The 22,726-nt window shown below is 44.9% G+C and carries 21 protein-coding genes; 6 read left to right on the forward strand and 15 right to left on the reverse strand.

From position 1 onward, the window contains the following. The first annotated feature begins 91 nt into the window (after nt 1-91). The gene (locus tag L1D21_RS02510; protein WP_239844171.1) at nt 92-361 is read left to right on the forward strand and encodes a DUF1289 domain-containing protein; all 270 of its coding nucleotides are present in this window, start codon (nt 92-94) and stop codon (nt 359-361) included. Here L1D21_RS02510 and L1D21_RS02515 read toward each other — a convergent pair. The 8 genes from L1D21_RS02515 to L1D21_RS02550 form a co-directional block, all read right to left on the reverse strand. Further along, the gene (locus L1D21_RS02515; RefSeq protein WP_239843653.1) at nt 358-1,644 is read right to left on the reverse strand and encodes an ATP-binding protein; all 1,287 of its coding nucleotides are present in this window, start codon (nt 1,642-1,644) and stop codon (nt 358-360) included. The two genes, L1D21_RS02510 and L1D21_RS02515, sit on opposite strands and share 4 nt — an antisense overlap. 9 nt (nt 1,645-1,653) lie before the next feature. Beyond that, on the reverse strand, nt 1,654-2,367 hold the full coding sequence (locus L1D21_RS02520) for a winged helix-turn-helix domain-containing protein (RefSeq protein WP_239843654.1): 714 nt from the start codon (nt 2,365-2,367) through the stop codon (nt 1,654-1,656). After that, nucleotides 2,367-2,783, reverse strand: coding sequence for a DUF3019 domain-containing protein (locus L1D21_RS02525; protein WP_345773500.1), 417 nt, complete (start codon nt 2,781-2,783; stop codon nt 2,367-2,369). Before L1D21_RS02525 ends, L1D21_RS02520 begins: the two co-directional genes overlap by 1 nt. A 116-nt stretch (nt 2,784-2,899) precedes the next feature. After that, nucleotides 2,900-3,265: a hypothetical protein gene (locus L1D21_RS02530; protein ID WP_239843656.1), complete on the reverse strand. Its 366-nt coding sequence runs from the start codon at nt 3,263-3,265 to the stop codon at nt 2,900-2,902. A gap of 404 nt (nt 3,266-3,669) precedes the next feature. Further along, on the reverse strand, nt 3,670-4,341 hold the full coding sequence (locus L1D21_RS02535; RefSeq protein WP_239843657.1) for an OmpA family protein: 672 nt from the start codon (nt 4,339-4,341) through the stop codon (nt 3,670-3,672). A 191-nt stretch (nt 4,342-4,532) separates the two neighbouring features. Beyond that, nucleotides 4,533-5,021 (reverse strand): YcxB family protein, encoded by a 489-nt coding sequence (locus L1D21_RS02540; protein WP_345773501.1) that lies wholly within the window; start codon nt 5,019-5,021, stop codon nt 4,533-4,535. Between the two features lie 180 nt (nt 5,022-5,201). After that, on the reverse strand, nt 5,202-5,627 hold the full coding sequence (locus tag L1D21_RS02545) for a VOC family protein (protein ID WP_239843658.1): 426 nt from the start codon (nt 5,625-5,627) through the stop codon (nt 5,202-5,204). Nucleotides 5,628-5,655: 28 nt separating this feature from the next. Further along, nucleotides 5,656-6,261 carry an NAD(P)H-dependent oxidoreductase gene (locus tag L1D21_RS02550; protein ID WP_239843659.1) on the reverse strand — a complete coding sequence of 202 codons (606 nt, stop codon included), beginning with the start codon at nt 6,259-6,261 and terminating at the stop codon, nt 5,656-5,658. 158 nt (nt 6,262-6,419) lie between these two features. Between L1D21_RS02550 and L1D21_RS02555 the strand changes: the two genes are divergently transcribed. The 4 genes from L1D21_RS02555 to L1D21_RS02570 all read left to right on the forward strand — a co-directional run bounded on the left by L1D21_RS02555 (nt 6,420) and on the right by L1D21_RS02570 (nt 11,292). Next, on the forward strand, nt 6,420-7,040 hold the full coding sequence (locus tag L1D21_RS02555) for an HTH domain-containing protein (RefSeq protein ID WP_239843660.1): 621 nt from the start codon (nt 6,420-6,422) through the stop codon (nt 7,038-7,040). Nucleotides 7,041-7,048: 8 nt separating this feature from the next. Continuing rightward, nucleotides 7,049-7,750 (forward strand): 16S rRNA pseudouridine(516) synthase, encoded by a 702-nt coding sequence (locus tag L1D21_RS02560; RefSeq protein ID WP_239843661.1) that lies wholly within the window; start codon nt 7,049-7,051, stop codon nt 7,748-7,750. A gap of 214 nt (nt 7,751-7,964) precedes the next feature. Then, a complete protein-coding gene (locus tag L1D21_RS02565; protein WP_239843662.1) occupies nt 7,965-8,879 on the forward strand; it encodes a LysR family transcriptional regulator in 915 nt (304 codons plus the stop codon). A gap of 157 nt (nt 8,880-9,036) precedes the next feature. Beyond that, on the forward strand, nt 9,037-11,292 hold the full coding sequence (locus L1D21_RS02570) for an OmcA/MtrC family decaheme c-type cytochrome (protein WP_239843663.1): 2,256 nt from the start codon (nt 9,037-9,039) through the stop codon (nt 11,290-11,292). A 474-nt stretch (nt 11,293-11,766) separates the two neighbouring features. On the opposite strand, the gene L1D21_RS02575 is transcribed toward L1D21_RS02570, so the two are convergent. The 5 genes from L1D21_RS02575 to L1D21_RS02595 form a co-directional block, all read right to left on the reverse strand. Further along, nucleotides 11,767-13,305 (reverse strand): MFS transporter, encoded by a 1,539-nt coding sequence (locus L1D21_RS02575; protein WP_239843664.1) that lies wholly within the window; start codon nt 13,303-13,305, stop codon nt 11,767-11,769. Nucleotides 13,306-13,465: 160 nt separating this feature from the next. Continuing rightward, on the reverse strand, nt 13,466-13,804 hold the full coding sequence (locus L1D21_RS02580; protein WP_239843665.1) for a PBPRA1643 family SWIM/SEC-C metal-binding motif protein: 339 nt from the start codon (nt 13,802-13,804) through the stop codon (nt 13,466-13,468). A gap of 265 nt (nt 13,805-14,069) precedes the next feature. Further along, on the reverse strand, nt 14,070-16,964 hold the full coding sequence (locus tag L1D21_RS02585; RefSeq protein ID WP_239843666.1) for a valine--tRNA ligase: 2,895 nt from the start codon (nt 16,962-16,964) through the stop codon (nt 14,070-14,072). Between the two features lie 37 nt (nt 16,965-17,001). Beyond that, nucleotides 17,002-17,460 (reverse strand): DNA polymerase III subunit chi, encoded by a 459-nt coding sequence (locus L1D21_RS02590; RefSeq protein ID WP_239843667.1) that lies wholly within the window; start codon nt 17,458-17,460, stop codon nt 17,002-17,004. 533 nt (nt 17,461-17,993) lie between these two features. Further along, the gene (locus tag L1D21_RS02595; RefSeq protein ID WP_239843668.1) at nt 17,994-18,692 is read right to left on the reverse strand and encodes a LapA family protein; all 699 of its coding nucleotides are present in this window, start codon (nt 18,690-18,692) and stop codon (nt 17,994-17,996) included. 202 nt (nt 18,693-18,894) lie between these two features. Here L1D21_RS02595 and L1D21_RS02600 point away from each other — a divergent pair, with 202 nt between their 5' ends. Continuing rightward, a complete protein-coding gene (locus L1D21_RS02600; RefSeq protein WP_239843669.1) occupies nt 18,895-19,200 on the forward strand; it encodes a hypothetical protein in 306 nt (101 codons plus the stop codon). A 762-nt stretch (nt 19,201-19,962) separates the two neighbouring features. On the opposite strand, the gene L1D21_RS02605 is transcribed toward L1D21_RS02600, so the two are convergent. Both L1D21_RS02605 and pepA read right to left on the reverse strand, forming a co-directional pair. After that, complete coding sequence (locus L1D21_RS02605; protein ID WP_239843670.1) at nt 19,963-20,871, reverse strand: tetratricopeptide repeat protein; 909 nt, start codon at nt 20,869-20,871, stop codon at nt 19,963-19,965. Nucleotides 20,872-21,085: 214 nt separating this feature from the next. Then, nucleotides 21,086-22,594 (reverse strand): leucyl aminopeptidase, encoded by a 1,509-nt coding sequence (gene pepA / locus L1D21_RS02610; protein ID WP_239843671.1) that lies wholly within the window; start codon nt 22,592-22,594, stop codon nt 21,086-21,088. Between the last annotated feature and the right edge of the window lie 132 nt (nt 22,595-22,726).

The following is a 22,726-nucleotide window of genomic DNA, read 5'->3' on the forward strand; positions in this document are numbered from 1 at the left end:
AAGGTATTTCATTTCCTAACCCTAGGGGAAATACTGGCGATAGAGTCGCGATCAACTAGGATTTTAAGACAGGTCTTTTACTTTAATGGTTATGGAACAGTTAGAGTTTTTTGAAATACCCAGCCCTTGTATTGGTGTTTGTCAGACCGATGCCAGAGGCTATTGCAAAGGGTGTTTACGCAATCGAGATGAGCGCTTTAATTGGCTGCATTTTTCCGATGCGCAAAAATATGATGTGATTCGCTTATGCAAACAGCGTAAGCGCAGACGTCAGCTAGCACTGTTAAAAGCCAAAAAAATTGAGGTGTTACAGCAACGAGCGGCGGCAACCTCGAGTCTTGATTTCGATACCGAGGATTAACTTTTTGTCGCAGGACTATGCTTAATTTGTGGCCAACTTAAGGTAAAGCGTGTCACGCCATCTTGGCTAAACAGTGTTACTTTGCCGTAATGACGTTCCATAATGCGTTTGATAATAGCCAGTCCTAATCCATGCCCTTTATTGCCGTTTTGCACCGATTTACTGCGATAAAAAGGCTCAAAAATCTGCTGTTGATCTTCGCTATTAATTCCCGGTCCATCATCGATGACACTTAATTCTATTAGCTTATTCTGCGAGTTGAGTTGCACGCGAATAGTCGTTGCCGCAAAGCGTTGAGCATTGATGATCAGATTTTGTAGCGCCCTTTCTATTAAGGCCGCATCGCCCATAACTTGTAATTGTTTGGCCTGAGTATCAAAGGTAATGGGTGTCGGATTTAGCTTTTGCAGCCGTAAAATGGTTTGCCGTGTGATCTTGGTGAGATCGCAGCGTTCAATTTGAATGGATTTGCGTTGAGATTCTAAGCTGGCATAAGTGAGAAGTTCTTGCAGCAGATTTTCCATCTCCTTGATATCGAGTTTCATCTCTTCTAGGAATGCGTCTCTTCGCTGAGGATCTGACTCTGGTAAGCAATACTGAGGGATCAGCGCCATGGCAAATTTGAGTCGAGCCAGCGGAGTGCGGATCTCATGGGATACTGCATTGGAAAGGTGCTTTTGGTTTTCAATAAGCTCACGAATATGCTTAGCCATCTCGTTAAAGGTGGTCGCTAATGGTTGTACTTGTGAACTGGGCGGTAAGGTAATTTGGGTGTCCCAATTGGATTGACCAAACTCTTCTGTGGCGCGTTTAAGGGTCTTTAGATCCCGTGATAACGGCCATACCCAGATGAGTGCCACTAAGGCTAAAGAAAGATAGAAAAAGAGGGTGAACAGGCCTCTTAAACGCTCGCGAGAGTCAATCTCGATGGGGCCTGCCATCAACACTTGCTGATCATCAATTTTAATAAAATGCAGTTCGTGTTCTTCACCTCGCTCGGCAACTAAGACTTGATTATGGGCAAGTTGTTCGCCGTCAGCTAAGGCAATTTTGTTACTATTTAATAACCGCAGAGGGTAATTGGGTATATGTTCTAGTTTATCAAGATAACTCTGGCGCTGCTGGGGGGATATTTGCGCCAGCATTTGAGCAAGTACGATCAATGGAGCATTAATCTCACTATTATCGGCGAAATTTTTTTGCCACAGACTATCGAGTGTCCAGCCTATGCCTAGCATACTTAAGCTTAGTAGTAGATATAGGCTGATAAAAAGCCGCTTCACCGAATCACCTTAGTTATTCCAGGCTTCAGGGGCAAACAGGTAACCTTGACCCCAAACCGTCTTGATTCTGAAGGGCGTTTCAATGTTATCGCCGAGCTTTTTACGCAGCCGAGAAATACGCACATCGATTTTTCGGTCTTTACCATCAAAGTCGATATTGAGCAGGTATTGATAGATGTACTGGCGGCTTAACACTTGTCCCGCCTGTGAGGCCAGTAGCCATAACAGTTCAAACTCATGGCTGGTGAGGTCTACTTCCTTCTCGCCTAAACGAATGGTTTGGGTGTGAGGATCGATACTTAGTTTACCGAAGATAAGACAATGTGATTCGGCCTGTTGTGGTTTGGCGTTGCGGCGTAATAAATTATTGATTCTGGCAACTAACAGCGCAGGGTCGACCGGCTTCACCACGTAATCGTCAGCGCCCAATTCGAAGCCTTTAATTTGATCTTCATTTGAGCCCAAAGCGCTCATTAATAAGATGGGGCCGGCAAAATAATCTGGCAGTTTTTCACATAGAGAAAGACCATCGATACCGGGCAACATGATATCAAGCAAGATGATATCAGGTTTATAGTTAATCAGGCGGGTCATTACCGTGTCGCCACGACGCTCAACTTCTACATGCATACCATGTGACTTCAAATAATCCACAATCAAATTAGCGAGACGAATATCGTCTTCGACCAGTAATACTCTGTGTGTCGATTGAGGTTCGGTCATTAGAAAAGGCTCCATGGTTTTTGGTAGCGGCTGCGATACTTGGGTTCGGCCGTAGGGGTTATTTTTAGTTTTTTTGTAGCCAAAGTTTGGTTGGTTTCTTTATCGATCAACATGAATTGAATGTCGCGATTAGTTGAGACATTCACTGCATAAGAGTGGATCTCTTCTGACGGTGCACACCAGTGTGTGAGGGACTGATGATCCGACATAAGACAAACAGTCTGTGACGTTTGTGTTTGCCATTTAAGCTCAAGTTCCACTTCACAACTCTGATCTGGCTGTGTTGTTATACAAAATTGCGGCGATAAAGAGAGCGTCGCATTGACAAGGTCGTTCGATGCGAAAGCGCTACTGACCAGTGTGATAAACACTAACGCTGTTTGTAATAGTCTATTCATTAAAGTTTGCACTGACATAAAACCTAATAAGCCGTGCCGACAAATACCATATTGGTGTATTTTTTAATCACCAATTGGTTTGCGACAATTCCGTTGTCTAAATATGAAGAGTGAACAAGGTCGGAATTTTGCCATCACGAATTTATGTTTGTGAGGGGCATTCCTGCTTTTATTGATAACTGAGCTGGTAGTGTCATGCTTACTACAGTGATCATTTCACTCAAATTTTTGTCGTGGTAATTATTAACCTTTTGGTCGCGATTCCATCTGCGGTTAATGCGATTAAAACTGCTAATTTCCACGGCCTGATTGTAAAGCCATTTTAATTTTGCTTTGGTGCCTGAGTGCACAATAAATGGATTGAGCACTATTGAGAAGATGATTATACCGACATTAATGTAAACAAACGCTTCAGCATCGCCAAGAAGTGTAAAGTTTCTATGTGCAAGTGAGTCAAACGGCGTTGTTAAACTGCATAAAAAAACAGAACAAGCTTGCATGAAAACATCATTCGCAAAATGTCTATAACCGTCTGAAAACTCTTAAGGATGCTAAATCAAATGCTGTTTCATCAAAGCTGGGACATCGGCTACAGCCATTGACTTTATTAGGCTAGGAGCCTGTCAAGGGATTGACTCTATGAGTCACTTAACCGAGATTTGGGTTATCAGCTCGAATGACACAGCCATTAATTTGATTACATTTTTCGGTAGGTTAGCATTAAAGGGCTGTATAAGCAGTGGCTTAATGATAAGTGTTGCAAATTGATACAGATGTAGGGGCTTAAGTAAAGATGTGTCAATTAAAGTGAGGTTTGTCTGTGTTGTCGATAAAGGTATATATGGTAATAATAAAAGGCTACAAATCGGCAGCCTTTTATTATTTCAGTATGACAATCAGAAGTTTAACTTGGATTCAATGGCGTTAAAATAATTTCAACCCGGCGGTTTTGGGCACGGCCTTGCTCGTTACTGTTACTCGCTATAGGGCGAGACTCCCCTAAGCCCTGAGAGCTGATCCGCTGGTTAGCGACATTTTGGGTCATCAAGTAGTTGGCCACTTCAGAAGCTCGCACCTGAGAAAGACGAAGGTTGTAAGCTTCGCTACCAGTGCTATCGGTATATCCAAGGATATTTAAACGAGTTTCATCATATTCGTCAGCCACTAACGCCACACTGCCTAGTACCTGTTTAGCGCGTTGACTTAGATTAGATTGATCAATGCCAAAGGTAATGTCGTTAGGCATATTTAAGATAATACTATCGCCACTTCGGGTCACGCTGACGCCAGTCGATTGTAGCTGCTTACGTAGTTCGGCTTCTTGGACATCCATATAATAACCGATACCGCCACCCACAGCCGCTCCTGAAGCGGCACCAATTAATGCGCCTTTACCACGATCGTTTTTGCTCGATGAGGCGACACCAATCGCCGCGCCAGCAATGGCACCAATGATTGCACCGTTAGTTGCTTTAGCATTTTGCGATTCGTTGGTATATGGATTGGTGGTTTGGCAAGCAGACAACAGCAAGCTAGAACTTAACGCTAGCGCGGTGAATGAGAGTTTGTTAAACATGATAGCTCCAAATGATGCCGCCGCAGCAAAGCGCAGGGCATGCTTATATCATAGGGTTTGTTGCATTCGATTGTCGCACTTCTGTGATGAGGGATTAAGTGGTATATGCTGAACCTGAGCTGACTGCTGTAATATTATTCAGTTAACGCTAACGGCTGGAGAACATTAGCGTTAACAGTAGCTTGTTCAGATTATATCTTGCTGCGGATAAAGTCTGTGGCGCTGTCGTCTAAGTAACGTTTAGATAGATAGTTTTTACCTTTGGCGACAATGATTAAGAAACCCTTATCGGTTTCGTTAATGCGATAGACTTGCTGCCACTCAATAAGGGTGTTGATGTAGTCTGATTGAGTATGAATGCCGGTGTCATCAATAGTGAGAGTGACATCATTACCTGCTGCACGACTCCACATCTGGCGCAGAAGCCACCAAGGGCGTTTAAATTTGATGCTCAAGGCTTCAAGTACACCGAGGGCGATAATAAACCAAGAAGCATAATTGTTGGCTGCGGTTAATAACAGTGCACAACCAGCTAGCCCAAACAAGATGGCTTTAGTGTAGGTTTTTATCGAGTGAACCTGATTGACCGATTCATCAAAGCATTCGCTGTAATAACTCTTATCTAAGGTAAATGTGCTGGTGTAGCTAAAAGGTGCAGTCATTGAGATCAAAGCTAACAAAATTTGCTCTAGTGTAATGTTTCACCAGTTTTGTGCAATGCTTGCCTGAGTTTACTCGGTAGAATCGTTAACTGGGTCGACGATTCCACCGCTTATTACTGCAACACAGCTAATCTGAACTCATCTTTTAACAGATCACTGCAGTGAAGTTTTATCTGGCTTGCAGTCTAGCATGGCTAATTAGGCGTTTTCATAACCATTGCGCTCGCTGGGAATATCACTGTGGTATTGCACAAATTCAACCTCAATACCATCGGGGTCAATGAAGTACACATTACGGCGAAATACATCATCACTTCCGGGTTTATCAATAGTGAAACCTGCGTCTTCAAGACGTGCGATCAACTTATCGAGATCGTGAGTGACAAAGGCAAAGTGTGCCAGCCCCACTTGATGGCCCTGCAGATCTCTTGCCGCTTGCTCACCATCATTGTTGAAAGCCAAATACTGGTAGTCATCTCCAAAATGTACCCACTGTCTTGGCTTACCGTACCAAGTGCCATTGCCGCCACCGCGGATCTGCCAATGAGGAAATGCAGCACGGTAAAAACTTAGGCTAGTGTCGATATCGCGTACCACGAGGTTGATATGTTCTAAATGGATCATCAGTACTCTCCTTGTCGATTAGTAAATGCTACATGCCGTAGCTGTACTCTTGTTGTTTCGGGTAAGGTCTGTCTTGATGGTTATTACGGATCGTACTCAATGCCGTGCTGTATTGATGCAGCATATGCAAGCTGTAGCCGATGCGCTGTTTGAGGTCGGCATCTCGAGGATCATGGCCGCCTTGTTGCAGTACTTTGTTGCTGTTTCGAATAATTAAATGATCGGGTATTGCGACTAATTTATTGTTCTTTAAAGCATTCATTTTCAATTCAGCAATGGGATAAGCACCACTAATACCACTGGAAACCGCGACTAATAATGTCGGCTTGTGGGCTGTGTGTTGGTTATCACACAGTAAGAGAAAGTTTTTTAATAATGGTGAAGCCATACCGCCCCATTCTGGGGTGATTAGCACCAACGCATCGGCGGCTGCTACTTGCTGACTTATCTGTGGCCAATCGCTGTCGAGTAGCTGTTCACTTTGCCGATCACCATCCCAAAATGGCAGCCGATACTGGCAAAGTTCAAGATGGGCGATTGAAGAAAACTGCTGGCTATTTTCAGCAATATAACGGCCGACATTCGCGCTTTGGGAGGGACTGCGCTGGCTGGAACTAATGATAAGTAACTTCATAATATAAACCTTTTTGTTTACTTAATATTTAGTAATGTAAATGCTTTATTTAATATTGTAAATAATAAATAAACAAAAAACTTTATTTAACTCTTGGGTTGAGCTCGATGATAGGTAATAATGAAGCGGTAATACGGGAGTAGGAGTGTGGTGAGTATATGAAAACCAGCGATAAAATAGTCGATTACCTTAAACAGCAAGGGCCTTCAACGGCCAAGGTGTTGGCTGAGCAATTTTCACTGACCACTATGGGGGTTCGCCAGCATCTGCAGGCCCTGGAAGACGAGGGCATGCTGACATTTGAAGACCGAAAAGCCGCTCGTGGAAGACCAACACGTTATTGGTCACTTACCCCAAAAAGTAATCAACTGTTTCCCAATAAGCATGATGAGCTAACGGCTCAGCTCATTGAATCGGTGAAGGTGGTGTTTGGCGATAGCGGTTTGGAACAATTGATCGCTCATCGCGAAACCTCAAGCAAGCAGGTTTACCAGCAGGCATTAGCCGATAAGCAGGGGATACTAGCCAAATTACAAACCTTAGCCGACTTAAGAAGCCAGGAAGGTTATGTGGCAAAGGTTGAAGCTGAACAAGATCATTTTTGGCTGCTAGAAAACCATTGTCCTATCTGCGCCGCAGCGAGTAGCTGTGCTAATTTTTGTCGATCTGAATTACAGCTATTTCAATGGCTATTTGCCGATTCCGCCGATATTAGCCGAGAGGAGCATATTATCGAAGGCGCACGCCGTTGTGCCTATAAAGTGGTGCCGCTTGTCTAGGTTTTGTTATGCAATCTAAGCGTTCACGATTAGACCGCTTTATCTGTCAGCATAAGCAGTTACCCAAAAAGCAGGTGCGTTTACTGCTGGCTCAAGGACGGGTATCGGTCGATGACGAAATAGTGCGAGATATGGATCGCCAAATCGATCAATTCACCACTATCAGCTTAGATGGTCAGCTATTACAGCAACGTCAAGCTCGCTACCTTATGTTACATAAGCCGTTGGGTGTGGTGTGTGCAACAAAAGATGATAAACATCAAACCGTTATCGATCTGCTGCCGGAATATGTCAATGACGACCTGCATATTGTTGGCCGTTTAGATTTGAATACTTCAGGTCTAGTGCTGCTCACCAACGATGGCCAGTGGTCAAAACGCATCATGTCACCGCAGTATAAGGTGAATAAAACCTATCTGGTTGGGTTACAAAATCCTTTGGATGACAGCTATATAACGGCTTTTGCCAGAGGCTTTTATTTTGAATATGAAGATATTACCACCTTGCCGGCCAAGCTTGAGATTATAGATAGCCATCATGCTCGAGTGACGCTACAAGAGGGACGTTATCATCAAATAAAGCGCATGTTTGGCCGTTTTCGTAATCCGGTTATCGCCCTACATCGTCAGTCTGTGGGGAATCTCTCTTTAGATGATTTGGCAGTAGGTGAAAGTCGTTTATTGACTGTCGATGAAGTGAGCTCAATCTGAAGTTGAGCGATATTTGTGCATTAGTAAATGTTGATCTAAGTCTGATTTTAAAGATTTAAGCTTCAATTAATAAAGTAAAAGTCCAGAGTGTGATCGTCTTCGGTAGTCCTGTTTTAGTTTGCCATGTTATACAGTTGATACGATTTAGCTAAAATAATGTGTCATGGGTAATCATCACGCCAAAAAGATCTGCGAGCTGGATGTTTTCTGCTTAATGGTTTTTAAAGTTATTTTTCAAACAGGTCACGCTAACATTGCGGCTAAGCAGCTTAATGTGTCGGCGCCTAAAATTAGTCGTTGTTTGAATATGCTGCGTGCCACCTTTGATGACGAGCTGTTTTATCGTCGTCAGTTAGGCTTAAAACCCACTCCTGTGGCTGAATTTCTCTATGAGCCTATCTGTCAGTTTTGCGATGCAGTATCGAAAATTGAACAATCACTCACCGACAAGCCTGGTGAAGACTGCCCATCCATCCTAAAAATTGCTGTCACCTCGTGCATTATGGCCAGCCTGTCGCTAGCATTTTCCCGCAGCGAGTATCGTCCGCTGATCGGCGCTGTGCAGTTTGTGACTTGGGATGATAATTCGGCCGACCTTATCCATAATGGTGAGATTGATATGGGGATCTCCTTCGATGGCTCAAGTGAGCACCCTTTATCCGTTGAATCCTTAGGCGGCTTGTCGAAAGTCTGCTTGGCAGCAGAAGAGATGCATCCAATATGGAAGAGTGAGTCGGGTATTAGCTTAGAAAATATTTGTCACTATCCCTTCTTATGTTTAGATAGCGTCGGCTTTAATGACAAAATAGATCCCTTAGAAGTATTTGCTCGTCAGTCGGGTGGCAATATTCTCGATGTTTCCCGAGTTAATACGCGTGATGAGTGGTATAGCCATCTGTTAACGATGGGAACTGTGTCATTTTTGCCCTGTTCTGAGGCTGGAATTGGCCATCATCTACCTGGAGTGCGAGTCGAGCGTTTGTGTGATGATGAAGTCGCTCGACTACATGGCGACAGCATGGCGCCGGAATTTATGTTGATTGAAACTCAGCAAGAACATCGCCGTTACTCAGTCGAGCAGCGCGAATTAATTATCCAACTAATCAAGCAGCTACTCAGCGCGAGTTAGTTTCAATTTCTGAAATTAACTATTTTACATTTTGAATTTTCCGTTAATGAATCTTTAAATTACAGTCACAACTTAGACTCAATTAACTAACAATCCTGTGTCATTTATTTATATTTGGGGTACTGCAATAGCAGGAATACCTAGTAAGGGATAGATGATGAAAAAAAATAATAGAACATTACTAGCCATGGCACTGATGTGTGCCATAGGTGTGAGCGCGTGTAGTGATGGTGACGACGGTAAAGATGGTGCTGATGGTGCTGATGGCTCACATGGCTCTAATGGCACTTCTACTGTAACTGTTGATACTGTAAGTACTGCCGCAGATTTTATTTTAACCGTTGATCCTGCCGCAACGGTAGTAGTTGGAGCTGATGACTTCACTATTACGTTTACCGCGACGGGTAAAGACAGTAAAGGGGACGATGTTCCATTTACTGGTCTAGAAAAAGTAGCATTGTATGTGACGAACCAAATGCCTAATGACACTGGTACAGGTGCACCTATGGTGTGGTCAAACAATGCCATTGCAAATAACTTTGGTTCAAGCATGTACTGTACGCCAACGGGTAAAGCTGAAGCTCGTGGTGGTGCAGAAGTTGATGCTTGTACATTAGTTGAAGATGAAGAAAATCCAGGCACTTATACAGGTACTTGGGAACACGACGGCAATGCACCTGTAGTCAGTGCCGACGGCGATCCTAATACCTTATTCCGTGTGATGGTTCGTACTTATGATGTGACTGATAGCTCAGGTGTAGCTATTGGCGATAAACTGCTTTCAACTCCTGTTGACTTTATTCCAGCCACTGGTGCTTTAGCCGTATCTGAAAAAGATTCTGTTTCAAGTGCCGCTTGTGCTAAGTGTCACAGTTCGATGGATGGCTATGAAGCTGGAGATGATCGCATCGCTAATATCGGTGCCCACCACAACTATCAAAAAGTTGAAAACTGTGTTGCTTGTCATAACCCTGCCTATGCAACAGACCAAACCGATCCTGCGAAGGGCTGGAACGCTAACTTCAATGCCATGATCCATACCATTCACGTGGCGGGTCATGTAAAAGATTACGGTTGGGTTCAAGGTGAAGCGCTTGAAGAGTTTGGTGAAGTGAACTACCCTGCCGAATTGAATGAATGTACTGTCTGTCACGACAATGGTACTCAGTGGAATGACAATGTCTACGCAGAAGCGTGTATCGGTTGTCACTTGACGGTTGATTTAACTACGGGTACAGGTCATGCAGGCATTATTCCTGCCGACGATACTGCTTGTGTGGGGTGTCATGGTGCGGGTAGCTTGAGTCCTATTATTGCTCATAAAGTGGGTAATCGTGCGATTGAGCAAGAACAAGTTGTGCTTGATTTCCAAGACGTAGCAGTGGTTGACAATGGCGACGGTACTAGCACATTGACTGTAACCACTAATGTGACTATCAATGGTGCAGTACCTGCTGACGGAACTGTACTAGATCCATATATCAGCATGGCTGGAAGCTTGTTAATCGGTAATATCGATAGTGATGGAACCCCTATTCGCGGATTGGGAATGTCAGTTAGTGGTGTAGCAATTACAGGTGGAGTATTAACTACTACAAAATCTGATGCTGATACATCTCGTATGACTGGTTCTATCTATGTGACTGCCGATATGCTGGTATGTGCTGAAGATGGTGAGGCTGTTGAGTGTGCTAGTGTTACTCGACCTTCTACAGTGTCTGCAAGCGCTCCTGTTAAGTACTTCAACTTAGATGACCCAACTGCAGCAGCAGATGAGCCACGCTTTGTGGATCCAGACCGTATTACAATTACAACTGATAAGTGTAATGCATGTCATGAAAACTTAACTCACGTTAAGGAAGCTCATCATGGTGTTAGCGAGATCACCCAATGTATGGACTGTCACAACAACCGTTACCCTGGTTCTTACCATGGTGCTGTTGAATATGATACAGGAACAGTTGATGCGAACGGTGATAAGGTGTTCGAAACTCTAGATGGTGTGACCTTCAGTAACCGTGATTTGATGACTGTAGCTCACCGTTTCCACTCAGGTTCATTCGGTGGTGGTATCTACTTAAATGAAGATCTAGAAACCGTTGGTTACCCTGCATTAGCCACTGATTGTCAGGCTTGTCACAAAGATGGTGCCGAGTTCTTCGCTCCAGACGGTGGCTTGACTTCAGGTAAGAGTTCAATTGAAGTTCCTGGTGGGTATATCTCTCCAGTAGCTGAAACTTGTCGCACTTGTCATATCAGCGAGTCTGCATTAGCTCACTTCAAGAGTAATGGCGCAACAGTTGAAGGCATGCCTGATACTACAGCCGACCTCCCAGTTGAGTCTTGTGCAACTTGTCACGCTGAAGGTAAGACATACGGTGTTGATGTAGTTCACGCTGGTGGTTCACACTAGTACCTACTCGATACGAGTTATAATAAGAATCGATCCGATGCAGTAAGCTTATCCCTGCTACGAGTTTACTGAAACCACACTTTTGGGGCCTATATAGGCCCCTTTTTTTATCTACTTTTCGTGATAGATAAGAGACTGGTATTAGCTAAGCCGAAGCGCGACTATTTAAGCATTAAGTAAGGGTGTGAAAATAGAGGGATAGAACAGGTTGCTGTAAGTTGAAAACCCGATAGCGAGGGCTTAAAACAGAGGGCTTAACACTGGAGGCTTAAAGCTGCCCGCTTATGACTGAGGGCTTATTCTTAAAGCTTATTCCTAAAGCTTATTCTTAAAACTTAAAGCCAAGAGCCAAGAGCCAAGAGCCAAGAGCCAAGAGCCAAGAGCCAAGAGCCAAGAGCCAAGAGCCACGAGCCACGAGCCACGAGCCACGAGCCTAACGCTCATGACCCGTGACTTTAGATTTATTACGATTTATTAAGCTTGTGCGCGTTGCAGTTTCAGTAACCACTTACCATAGATAAAAATACCCACGGCTGAGATGGTGCCAATTGCGGCAATGATATACCAAGCCATGCCGATATTATGGGTGTTATACAACAACGTCGTTAACGCCTCTGGGCTTTCACCTGTGTAGCTGACTAAGGTCTTAAAGGCTTCACCTTGTGGAATAGCCACAACATCAGTTGCTTCCATGCCACGCTGACTTAATAGCTCTCTTGAGAAAATCTCTTTTGAGGCATACATCTCATACAGTTTCGGTCCGAAATAACCTTCCAGACCCCAGCCGATCCCTTGAGGCAGCATAACAAAACCTAGGTACATGGCTTTCTTGCCTTCAGGTGCGATGTTACCCATAAACTCATTTTTCTTCGGGCTGATCATCATCTCACCGAATGAGAACATGGCAATGGCCAGGACAATCATCCATGCCGCATTGGTGGCACCGATGAACACGAAAGCCAGGATACTCAGCAAACAGCCGCCTAACATTGCCGTGGTGATACGGTATTTTGCGGTTAGCGCAGCGACTAAGAAACAGCTGGTCATGATCATACCGGCATTAAGGTTAAGCATGCCTTCTGGCATCACCTTGGTGCCGCTGTTATCTAACCCAAGCCAGAACTGTAAGATGCCATTTGAAGTCCCTTCAGCGCCAAACAGACTGGTGACAATCACACTGGTATCGACCCATTCGGCAATATGGATTGGCAGTACATCGAATAACGAATTGAACAGGAACCAGAAACCCGCAAACACCAACATGTAGTAGATCACCACTGGCTTTTTAAGCTCATGCCAGGCATCTCTCCATAAGGCTTCTTGCTTGATTTCACCACTTTTAATCTTACGGTTACGCTCTAAACGTTCCTCTTTACCAGGCTCTTTATAGGCAAGTAAGAATAGGAAGTTAAGCGAGATAATGGCCGCACAGGCATAAAACACATTATCCCAAGACAGCTGACGCATATGCACCGCAACTAGCGGCCCGAGGAAGCCACCTATGTTGACCACTTGATAGAAGATACCCCAAGCCATCGAGGTATTTTGTCTGCCAGTGGACAGTACTAAAGTGCCCTGAATACCAGGTTTAAATATCCCGGTTCCCCCTGCAAGCAAGATAGCACCGAATAAGAAACCCCAGAAATTAGGGAAGAAGGCCATCACTAAATAGCCTGAGATTTTAATCAGGGTCGAAGCGAAAATGGTCTCTTTATAACCAACACGATCGGAAATACCGCCAGTAAATACTGGGATGAAGGTTTGCATTAACGCCCAAATGGAGATGATCACACCATAGTCATGTAGGCTGATCCCCAAGCCACCTTCAGATACCGGGGCTTTGGCATATAAGCCCGCACTGGCTTTCACGCCGTAGTAGGCGATTCGCTCGACCAGCTCCATGCCGCCGACGATCCAGAAAATGTAACTTAAGCTGGCGATGGAGGCCCACATTCCCAGCTGTTTAACTTCTCGCAGGTCATTGCCTGCGTAAGCTTCATTGGAGTCGCTCATACTCTTCCTTTACTTATTTATTGTTGTTTTATTCACTTTAAATTTCGACAGCACACTTTACCTAAATTCCACCAGAAAGACCAAAATTGCGCATAAAAAATGCCGACAGAACGCATATCCTGTCGGCATTTGGGTATTTTTCTCGGTTAAATAATCGAGTTTATGCGCCGCAACACTTCTTATACTTGGCGCCGCTGCCACAAGGACAGGGATCGTTACGATTGGGTTTTGCCTCAAAAGTCGTGGTTTTAGGCTTATTGAGCAGACCCGTTAGCGCCTTGATGTTTTCTTCAAGCTGACTGTCTACGGTAATCGTCGCTACAAGCTGCTGCTCATCGACCATAGCTTGAACTTCTGCTTTGCGCGCTTCATCTTGTACCGTTAATTGTAACGGTGATGCAGCTGTGCCTAGTTTTGCGGCACGTTTAGTGTTGTAACCGCTTTCGCCATAGGCGGGTTTTGGCGTTCTACGGCCTTTAAAGAAAAATTTATCAGACATGTCTGTGCCTTAATCGCTTAGGTTCTAAAGCTTAGGTTCTAAAGCTGAATGCTGAAACCTAGCGTGCCAATGAGCCTAAGTCGTTCATGTGGAAATTATCTGAGCTTATACAGTAAAAACCGCTTTTGAGATATCACTGACGAAAAATAAATTTATACCAATCAGTATAAAGATGTGGTCGCTCAGCGAGAGTAGAGTAAAAATAGAAAAGGCAGTCAATTGACTGCCTTTTCTCACCAGAAGCTTAACGCTTGTTGTGACTCAATTAAGCTTCTAATTTTGCTAGCTCGGCTTTTTGCTCGGTTAGCTTGTCCATATCACGCTGGTATTCTGCCTGCTTAGCACGCTCTTTCTCAATCACAGCTGCTGGCGCTTTGGCGACAAAGCCCTGGTTTGAGAGCTTGCCTTCGATACGTTTAAACTCACCAGCCAGTTTCTCAAGCTGCTTGTCGATACGCGCCATCTCGGCCGCCACATCGATAAGACCCGCCATTGGGATCAATAGCTCCATGTCGCCAATCAACTGCGTGGTTGACATAGGTGCGGTGTCGTCGCCAAGAATGGTCATGCTTTCAAGTTTTGCCAAGGTCTTAAAGAAGGCCTGGTTGGTCTCGATACGCGCCTTGTCGCGTTCGCTCACGCCACGCAGCAGTGCATTAAGCGGCTTACTTGGGGCTATGTTTAGCTCGGCTCGAATGTTACGTACCGCAGTGATCACTTGCTTCACCCACTCAAGGTCTTCCATCGCGGTGGCATCGACTTTGTCTGCCTGATACTCAGGGAACGGTGCCAACATCAAGGTGTCGCCTTCAACGCCTGCCAGCGGTTTAACGCGCTGCCAAATGGTCTCAGTCAGGTAAGGCATCATGGGGTGCATTAGGCGCTGCATCGCTTCAAGAATCGTTACCAAGGTATGACGCGTACCACGAAGCTGTGCTTCAGTGCCGTTTTGCATCACAGGCTTAGTAAGCTCTAAATACCAGTCACAGAATTGGTTCCAAGTGAACTCATAGATGGTGTTGGCCGCCAAGTCGAAGCGGTAGTTTTCCATGTGCTCATCGTAAGTTTTAACGGTTTGGTTAAACAGACCGATAATCCAGCGATCGGCTAACGACAGCTCCATTTCACCGCCATGCTGGCCGCAATCTAACGGCTCGCCAGCCACATCGCTGTCAGCATCAGACTGTACTTCTGTGTTCATCAACACGTAGCGTGATGCGTTCCAGATCTTGTTACAGAAGCTGCGGTAACCGTCGAGACGCTTCATGTCCCAGTTGATATCACGGCCAGTAGAAGCCATTGATGCCAAAGTGAAACGCAGGGCGTCGGTACCGTGGGCTTCGATGCCATCGCTAAATTCTTTACGAGTGCTCTTTTCAATCTTTGCGGCCAGCTGTGGCTGCATCATGTTGCCGGTGCGTTTTTCGACTAAGGCTTCAAGATCGATACCGTCAATCATATCCAGTGGATCGAGCACGTTACCCTTAGACTTTGACATCTTGTTGCCTGACTCATCACGAATAAGGCCAGTTACATAGACAGTCTTAAATGGCACTTGTGGTTTGCCATTTTCATCTTTGATGAAGTGCATGGTCATCATGATCATGCGCGCCACCCAGAAGAAGATGATGTCGAAACCGGTAACCAGCACATCGGTTGGATGGAAGGTTTTTAATGCGTCAGTGTCTTCTGGCCAACCTAAAGTTGAGAAGGTCCATAATGCTGAGCTGAACCAGGTATCTAATACATCTGGATCTTGGCGAAGTACCACTGAATCGGCGAGGCCATGCTTAGCTCGAACTTCGGCTTCATCGCGGCCGACATAGACTTTACCGGCTTCGTCATACCAAGCTGGAATACGGTGACCCCACCATAGCTGGCGCGAGATACACCAGTCTTGAATGTCACGCATCCAAGAGTTGTACATGTTTTCGTACTGCTGTGGCACGAACTTGATATCACCGTTTTCAACGGCTTCCATCGCAGTCTTCGCCATAGGCGCCACTGCGACATACCATTGGTCTGTCAGTAGTGGCTCAATGACCACACCTGAGCGGTCGCCATAAGGTACTTTTAAAGCGTGTGGATCAATTTTGCCCAGCAGACCTAAGGTTTCAAACTCTTCGACAATGGCTGTACGTGCCTTGAAACGGTCTAGTCCGGCGTAACGCTCGGGTAGGCTGTTATCCAGTTCGTTGTTCGCTGTGCCATCAGTGTTGACCACTTCGGCTTGTGAGCGAATGGCTGCATCTATGGTTAAGATGTTGTACATCGGCAGAGCGTGACGTTTACCTACTTCATAGTCGTTGAAGTCGTGGGCAGGGGTGATTTTCACACAGCCAGTACCAAACTCCATGTCGACGTAATCGTCAGCGACGATAGGAATAAGACGGTTAACAATAGGCAGCAGGATAAATTTGCCAATTAGCGATTGATAACGTTCATCATCTGGATGAACGGCAACCGCGCTGTCACCTAACATGGTTTCAGGACGCGTAGTGGCCACTTCGAGGTAGTCTTTACCGTCAGCGGTTAGCGCGCCATTGGCTAGCGGGTAGCGGAAATGCCACATACTGCCTTGTTTTTCTTTGTTCTCAACTTCGAGATCGGAAATCGCAGTGTGCAGTTTAGGATCCCAGTTCACTAGACGCTTACCACGGTAGATGAGCTCATCGTCATACAGACGAACAAACACCTCTTGTACCGCTTCAGACATACCTTCATCCATAGTGAAGCGTTCACGATCCCAGTCTACCGATGCTCCAAGGCGACGTAACTGTTTAGTGATGGTGCCGCCAGACTGGTTTTTCCAATCCCAAATACGGTCGATAAAGGTTTCACGGCCAAGGTCGTGACGACTCTTGCCTTCTTCGGCTTCAACTTTACGCTCAACCAACATCTGGGTAGCGATACCTGCGTGGTCGGTACCCACTTGCCAAAGGGTATTTTTGCCCTTCATACGTTGATAGCGGGTGAGGGTATCCATAATGGTATCTTGGAAGGCATGACCCATGTGCAGACTACCGGTCACATTTGGTGGCGGGATCATGATGCAATAGTTGCCTTTTGACTCATCGCCGTGGGGCTTAAAGTAACCTTTCTCTTCCCAGTTTTGGTATAGAGACTGTTCGATTGACTGCGGGTTATATGTCTTTTCCATAGGAGCGTGTGCTTCTCAAACTAATTAATTGGTTGTGTTACGCATTCTGGGTCGTCAGTGCGATCCCTAAATCCCGATATTGGCGATAACGATCACGAGCGATCGCTTTTTTAGCCGCATCGTTAGCAACGAAGTCGATAATCTGGCCAAAGTTTACCGCAAATTGCGGCGCTTGGTCTGCAAGATTGATCAGTAGCTGTCTATTTTTGTTGGGGCCGAGCTTATCAAAGCCTATTTCTACAGGCGCCCCTCCGATTGGCCCTTCACCTTTAAGGTTATGGGGCACGAATGCCGTCGGCTCAAATTGCCATAAAATTTCATCAATCGCATAAGCCTGTTGCTGATCTTGGCAATGAATATAGACCAGTTGGTGACCCGTAAATGCTTGCTGAGCGATCTGACAAGCCAAATAGTAGACCGCATCTTGGCTGGCATCCGCCGTTGGCGCAGTATGAGTATCAGCTGTTTGCATCAGGTAAAACAGGGCGTTAGGCATTATCTGGTTCTATCTCGCTGCATCTGGCTTGAAGGTTGACGGAACAGGAGATTTTACACTAAAACGTGGGTGTTAAACCAGAGGGGAGGGAATTTGTTGAATAACAAATTGGGGAATATTGGGGTTTTGTAGGCCAAGGCCTTTTGGGATTAAATTTTGATTGCTGGAGGCCAATGCCGCATTGTTTTGAATTGCTTGCCGCAGGCCTTTCGTGCAGGTACTTCTGTGACACGCCGCAAGTACAATCCCTGTAGGCTCTGCCGTGACATCCTTGTCACGGAAGGTCACAGCCGCACCTACACCGAGTTATCTATCTCTTCGATTTAGCCTTGTGGGGACCACTTGGGCAATCACAAGTTAACTCATTCCTGGACATTTGTGAGTTAGAACTTTAGCTCTATAGATGAGAGTTTCAGATTAATATTTCTATGGGCTAACGCCCTGTTAAGGGGCTTATAATAGTTGGCTAAAATGTGAAGCGAAGTGGAACTGAGCCAACTATTAGAAGTCCCGCTTAAACAGCTTGTTAGCTGCTATATACTCTGAAGTTCAGTTTTCATTTGTTTAATTAAACTTGTTCTTATAACTTCGTTTTGTTGCCCAAGATCAGTTAGAACTGTTGTCAAATTAGCTTGATTCTCTTTATCTTGCATCCCCGCGGGGGTTGCAAGATATTGCATAAACTCATTAGATAAATTTTTAGTTTGCTCTAGATTGACAAGTAATTCATTTAACAAGTTTTCAGCTTCGTCAGAAGTTATCAATCGTAATTTATTAGTTTGATTTTTAACTTCTACAAAAGCTAGATTCAAGTCGTTACATAACAAAAGCATTTCTGAAAAATATTCAGCGAATGAAAATTCAAGTGTTTCAGCAGAACCATCGCCATTCTCTATTGAAGAAAATAACCTAGTCATCATTGGCATCATTCTTTCTTTAAAGATGACTTGCCCTTGGCTCTGGTATTTATCTAGGTCATTACAAAAATCAGAATATACTTTTCTTTTATATTCGTATTGATATTTTCGGTGTTCAATTTCTAAATTGTGTTCTTTTTTTACTTGCTCTATTTCTACTACGAATTTCTTTTCAACAGCTCTTTTTTCTTCTTCGAGTCGCTTTATATCTTCTAATAGTGCACGATTTTGTGCTTTCTTTTTTAAGTACGTAGCCAAAAAACCACCAACGGCACCAAGAACAATCCCTATTATAATTTCGATTGGAGACTCCAAAATATTCCTTAGCAGCTAACAGCTTATTAGCGCGACCTTGCAAGGTACACTACCTTGTAAGGTAGGAGGCCAAGCATGTATAGACACACTAGTAAGACTCAAAAAAATTATCGTAAATCATACAGTAAAGTAAATTCTGCTTCAGAACAATACGAACAAGGTGATGTATCTGTGCAATGTATTCCTGAGCTTCGAAGANAGCATGTATAGACACACTAGTAAGACTCAAAAAAATTATCGTAAATCATACAGTAAAGTAAATTCTGCTTCAGAACAATACGAACAAGGTGATGTATCTGTGCAATGTATTCCTGAGCTTCGAAGAGTGATTGAAATTACAGATTACGACAATGGAGTGCCAACTACGCACACGTTAGAGTTATATAAAACCAATCGTATTGACTGCTACAGAGTAATAGTCGATGGCAAGCTTTGGAAAGAACGTATTGGGTGGAGCAACTTTCTTGCAGGCATTAGAAAAGCACTTCCAAGATTAGCTAAAGGGTAAGTGTCCGTTACTCGCTCAAAGCCATCCTTAGAGTAATTACGTTAACAAACTTTGAGGCAAAACCAAGTTAGCTTTTGAATTAGCGACTCACATCAGATGAAGTAAAATCGAAGAGAGTTAATAACCCTGTGCAAACGCGGTTTTGGCCTTCGAAATCATGGATGATTTCGCAGAGCCCACATGGACGACTCACAACGATATCCCTATCTAAAAGCCAGTTCGGCAATCCCTGCCTCTCGTTCGTGAGCTCGAAGCTACGCTTCACTCACCGTGCCAAAAGCGTGTTTGCACATTCGCTCACCGCAGGTGATAGATTGCCATCAAGGTAGACCTTCAAACACACTTTCCAAAAAGAACTCAGCCAACCGCTACACAGCAAATAACAAAAATGCCATACCTTCATTCCAAGGCCAACCCATTTTGGGGCAAAACCAAGTTAGCTTTTGAACTAGCAACTTGCACCAGAAGAAGTCAAATCGAAGAGATTAAATAACCCTGTGTAAACGCGGTTCTGGCCTTCGAAATCATGGCCGAAAATGTTCCTGACATCTTTCGGCATTCCCAACTTCCTTGTAGGTCAGATGATTTCGCAGAGCCCACATGGACGTGCTTGCGGTGTGCCAAAAGCGTGTTTGCACATTCGCTCACCGCAGGTGATAGATTGCCATGAAGGCACACTTTCAAACACACTTTCCAAAAAGAACTCAGCCAAACGCTACTCAGCAAATAACAAAAAAGCCTTCATTCGAAGGCTTTCTTAAACTAGATTTCTGTTGTCGAAATCAAAATATCAAACTTGGGGTTTTCTCTGAGGTTGGCGAAGTCAGCCTCGTTGGTAGCCACTTCTTTTAAGGAGACACTGTTTTCAATGGCTTGCTCTAAATCGAATAGGGCTTGGTCAACCTGACCTAAACAGGAATAAGCACAGGCACGTTGGTAGAGGGCTTGGGCATTATTGTTATCAACTTCTAAGACGCGATTACACAGGCTGAGCGCCCAGTTGAACTCGCGCATTTCCATGGCCGCATCGGCCTTGTAGGTCATGGCTTCTAAATCGCCAGGACGGATGTTTAAGATCTCGTTGTAGACGGCAATCTTCTGCTCAGGGGTTTGTGCGCTTTGAGCATGTAGCCATAAGGTGTGGATCTCGTTGATGATTTCGATCTCACGGTTGTTCTTGGTGATGATACGGCTCTTACGTTTAAGGTCGTGTTCCAGCTCCTTAAACTTTTCTTCGTAATGTTCGGTGATGCTCTGTAGCTGTTCGGCGGCCAGCTTTGCGGTGTTGGTTTTAATCTCTCGCAGTGATTGCCAGCCGATAAAGGCGATCAAGGATGCCACACCGGCGATGATGTAGAAGAAATAAGTCACGGTGACATTGGCATAGTTGAGCGATTTGTCGGCAACAGCCAGCTCACGGTCGGTGATCTCTATGGTGAGACGACGCTCTAAATCTTGCTGATCCATGCGCAGAGACTTGAGTTCATCCAGTATGTAACGCTCGATCAGTGGTCTGTCGAGGATATTGAGTTCAGAGTGAGCTTGTGGCTTGGTTTGCTGCGGTGTTTGAACATCGCCTATGTCGGCGTTATTGGTTGGAGTTGCGGCAGCAACGTTCAGATGAACACTTATCAGCAGCAGGGTGATAAGAGCAACAAAGAGTCGTGACATTGGAGTTCCTTTTTCGATTAGGCGCATCTGTCAGCAGACAAATAAATTTGTGTACACCCTAGCAAGATACACCTAATGATGCCAATAAATTAGGTTGAAATCGCTGCGGTTATCGCAGTTCTGCAGCATGATGTTAGTTTAGTGTATGGAGTAAATAAAAAAGGTGACATCCGTAGATGCCACCTTTGATTTGAGCTTGAGTGACAAAGCGAGATTATTCGCCTTGTTCAACCCCTGCACGATTGATCAAAAATTGAGTCAATAGTGGCACAGGACGACCTGTTGAGCCTTTATTAGCACCGCTGTTCCAAGCTGTACCAGCAACATCGAGATGTGCCCAGTTGTACTTCTTAGCAAAGCGAGACAAGAAGCAAGCCGCAGTAATCGCACCTGCTGGACGGCCGCCTAAGTTGGTCATGTCAGCAAATGGGCTTTCCAAGTGTTCTTGATACTCATCCCATAATGGCATGCGCCATGCGCGGTCACCACTTTGCTCACCAGCGTTTAATAGCTCGTGTGCTAATGGGTTGTGTGACGAGAACAGACCTGAAGCGTGTTTACCTAGGGCAATCACACAGGCACCAGTTAAGGTCGCGGTATCGACAACCAATTCTGGGTCGAAACGCTCAACATAGGTCAGCACATCACACAATACCAAACGCCCTTCGGCATCGGTATTAAGCACTTCAACGGTTTGACCCGACATAGTGGTTAAGATGTCACCAGGACGATAAGCATTACTCGATGGCATGTTTTCGCAGCCTGCAAGAATACCGACCACATTGATTGGCAACTTAAGCTCACATAGGGCTTTCATTGCACCAATTACACCAGCGGCACCGCCCATGTCATATTTCATCTCATCCATAGCTTCGCCAGGTTTGAGTGAGATCCCGCCGGAGTCGAATGTCAGACCTTTACCCACCAGAACGATAGGTTTTTCAGTGCTGTCTACTGCGCCTTTGTATTCCATAACCGTCATAACTGATTCGTTATGGCTACCACGGCCAACGGCAAGGTAAGAGTTCATGCCCAGTTTAGCCATCTGCTCTTCGCCAACAGTGGTGACGGTAAGAGTGTCATGATGTTCGGCAATTTGGCGCGCTTGTGAAGCCAAATAAGCTGGGTTACAGATGTTAGGTGGCATGTTGGCAACGTCACGACATAGGTGCGTACCAGAAGAGATTGCCATACCGTGCTCGATTGCGCGCTCACCTACAGTTAGATCACGACGAGTCGATACATTAAACACTAACTTGCGAAGTGGTCGACGAGTCTCGCCTTTGCGGGTTTTTAATGCGTCGAAGCTATATAGGCTGTTTTGTGTGGTTTCAACTGCTTCACGTACTTTCCAGTAGGTGTCACGCCCCTTCACATGCAGTTCGGTTAGGAAACATACCGCTTCCATAGAGCCTGTGTCATTTAAGGTGTTGATGGTTTTCTTGATGATTTGCTTGTACTGACGCTCGTCTAGCTCGCGCTCTTTACCACAGCCAACCAGTAGAACTCGCTCGCTGAGCACATTAGGAACATGATGCAGTAATAGCATCTGGCCAGGTTTACCTTCTAAATCGCCACGGCGAAGCAGGTTGCTTATGTAGCCTTCACTGATTTTATCCAGTTGCTCAGCAATACCAGAGAGGCGTCTAGGTTCATAGACACCAACGACAATACAGGCCGAACGTTGTTTTTCCGGGCTGCCGCTCTTAACGCTAAACTCCATGAGCTCTCCTAGATTATTTAAAGACAAATTTTATTATTTATTAGATAATGTCTGCTTGTGTCCAAATTGGACCTAAAATTGGTACATCAAAGTTGATTTTTCCGGTGTTTTTTTGCCATTTATTAGGTTAAT

It is taken from the genome of Shewanella sp. Isolate11, assembly GCF_022398315.1.
Lineage (GTDB): Bacteria > Pseudomonadota > Gammaproteobacteria > Enterobacterales > Shewanellaceae > Shewanella.

Bases quoted from the DNA above. Each gene is read 5' to 3' on its own strand.
- pepA (WP_239843671.1), bottom strand. From the start codon at position 22,594: ATGGAGTTTAGCGTTAAGAGCGGCAGCCCGGAAAAACAACGTTCGGCC.
- L1D21_RS02580 (WP_239843665.1), bottom strand. From the start codon at position 13,804: ATGTCTGATAAATTTTTCTTTAAAGGCCGTAGAACGCCAAAACCCGCC.
- L1D21_RS02535 (WP_239843657.1), bottom strand. From the start codon at position 4,341: ATGTTTAACAAACTCTCATTCACCGCGCTAGCGTTAAGTTCTAGCTTG.
- L1D21_RS02575 (WP_239843664.1), bottom strand. From the start codon at position 13,305: ATGAGCGACTCCAATGAAGCTTACGCAGGCAATGACCTGCGAGAAGTT.
- L1D21_RS02555 (WP_239843660.1), top strand. From the start codon at position 6,420: ATGAAAACCAGCGATAAAATAGTCGATTACCTTAAACAGCAAGGGCCT.
- L1D21_RS02520 (WP_239843654.1), bottom strand. From the start codon at position 2,367: ATGACCGAACCTCAATCGACACACAGAGTATTACTGGTCGAAGACGAT.
- L1D21_RS02605 (WP_239843670.1), bottom strand. From the start codon at position 20,871: ATGTCACGACTCTTTGTTGCTCTTATCACCCTGCTGCTGATAAGTGTT.
- L1D21_RS02560 (WP_239843661.1), top strand. From the start codon at position 7,049: ATGCAATCTAAGCGTTCACGATTAGACCGCTTTATCTGTCAGCATAAG.
- L1D21_RS02585 (WP_239843666.1), bottom strand. From the start codon at position 16,964: ATGGAAAAGACATATAACCCGCAGTCAATCGAACAGTCTCTATACCAA.
- L1D21_RS02530 (WP_239843656.1), bottom strand. From the start codon at position 3,265: ATGCAAGCTTGTTCTGTTTTTTTATGCAGTTTAACAACGCCGTTTGAC.
- L1D21_RS02570 (WP_239843663.1), top strand. From the start codon at position 9,037: ATGAAAAAAAATAATAGAACATTACTAGCCATGGCACTGATGTGTGCC.
- L1D21_RS02600 (WP_239843669.1), top strand. From the start codon at position 18,895: ATGTATAGACACACTAGTAAGACTCAAAAAAATTATCGTAAATCATAC.
- L1D21_RS02590 (WP_239843667.1), bottom strand. From the start codon at position 17,460: ATGCCTAACGCCCTGTTTTACCTGATGCAAACAGCTGATACTCATACT.
- L1D21_RS02545 (WP_239843658.1), bottom strand. From the start codon at position 5,627: ATGATCCATTTAGAACATATCAACCTCGTGGTACGCGATATCGACACT.
- L1D21_RS02525 (WP_345773500.1), bottom strand. From the start codon at position 2,783: ATGTCAGTGCAAACTTTAATGAATAGACTATTACAAACAGCGTTAGTG.
- L1D21_RS02510 (WP_239844171.1), top strand. From the start codon at position 92: ATGGAACAGTTAGAGTTTTTTGAAATACCCAGCCCTTGTATTGGTGTT.
- L1D21_RS02550 (WP_239843659.1), bottom strand. From the start codon at position 6,261: ATGAAGTTACTTATCATTAGTTCCAGCCAGCGCAGTCCCTCCCAAAGC.
- L1D21_RS02565 (WP_239843662.1), top strand. From the start codon at position 7,965: ATGGTTTTTAAAGTTATTTTTCAAACAGGTCACGCTAACATTGCGGCT.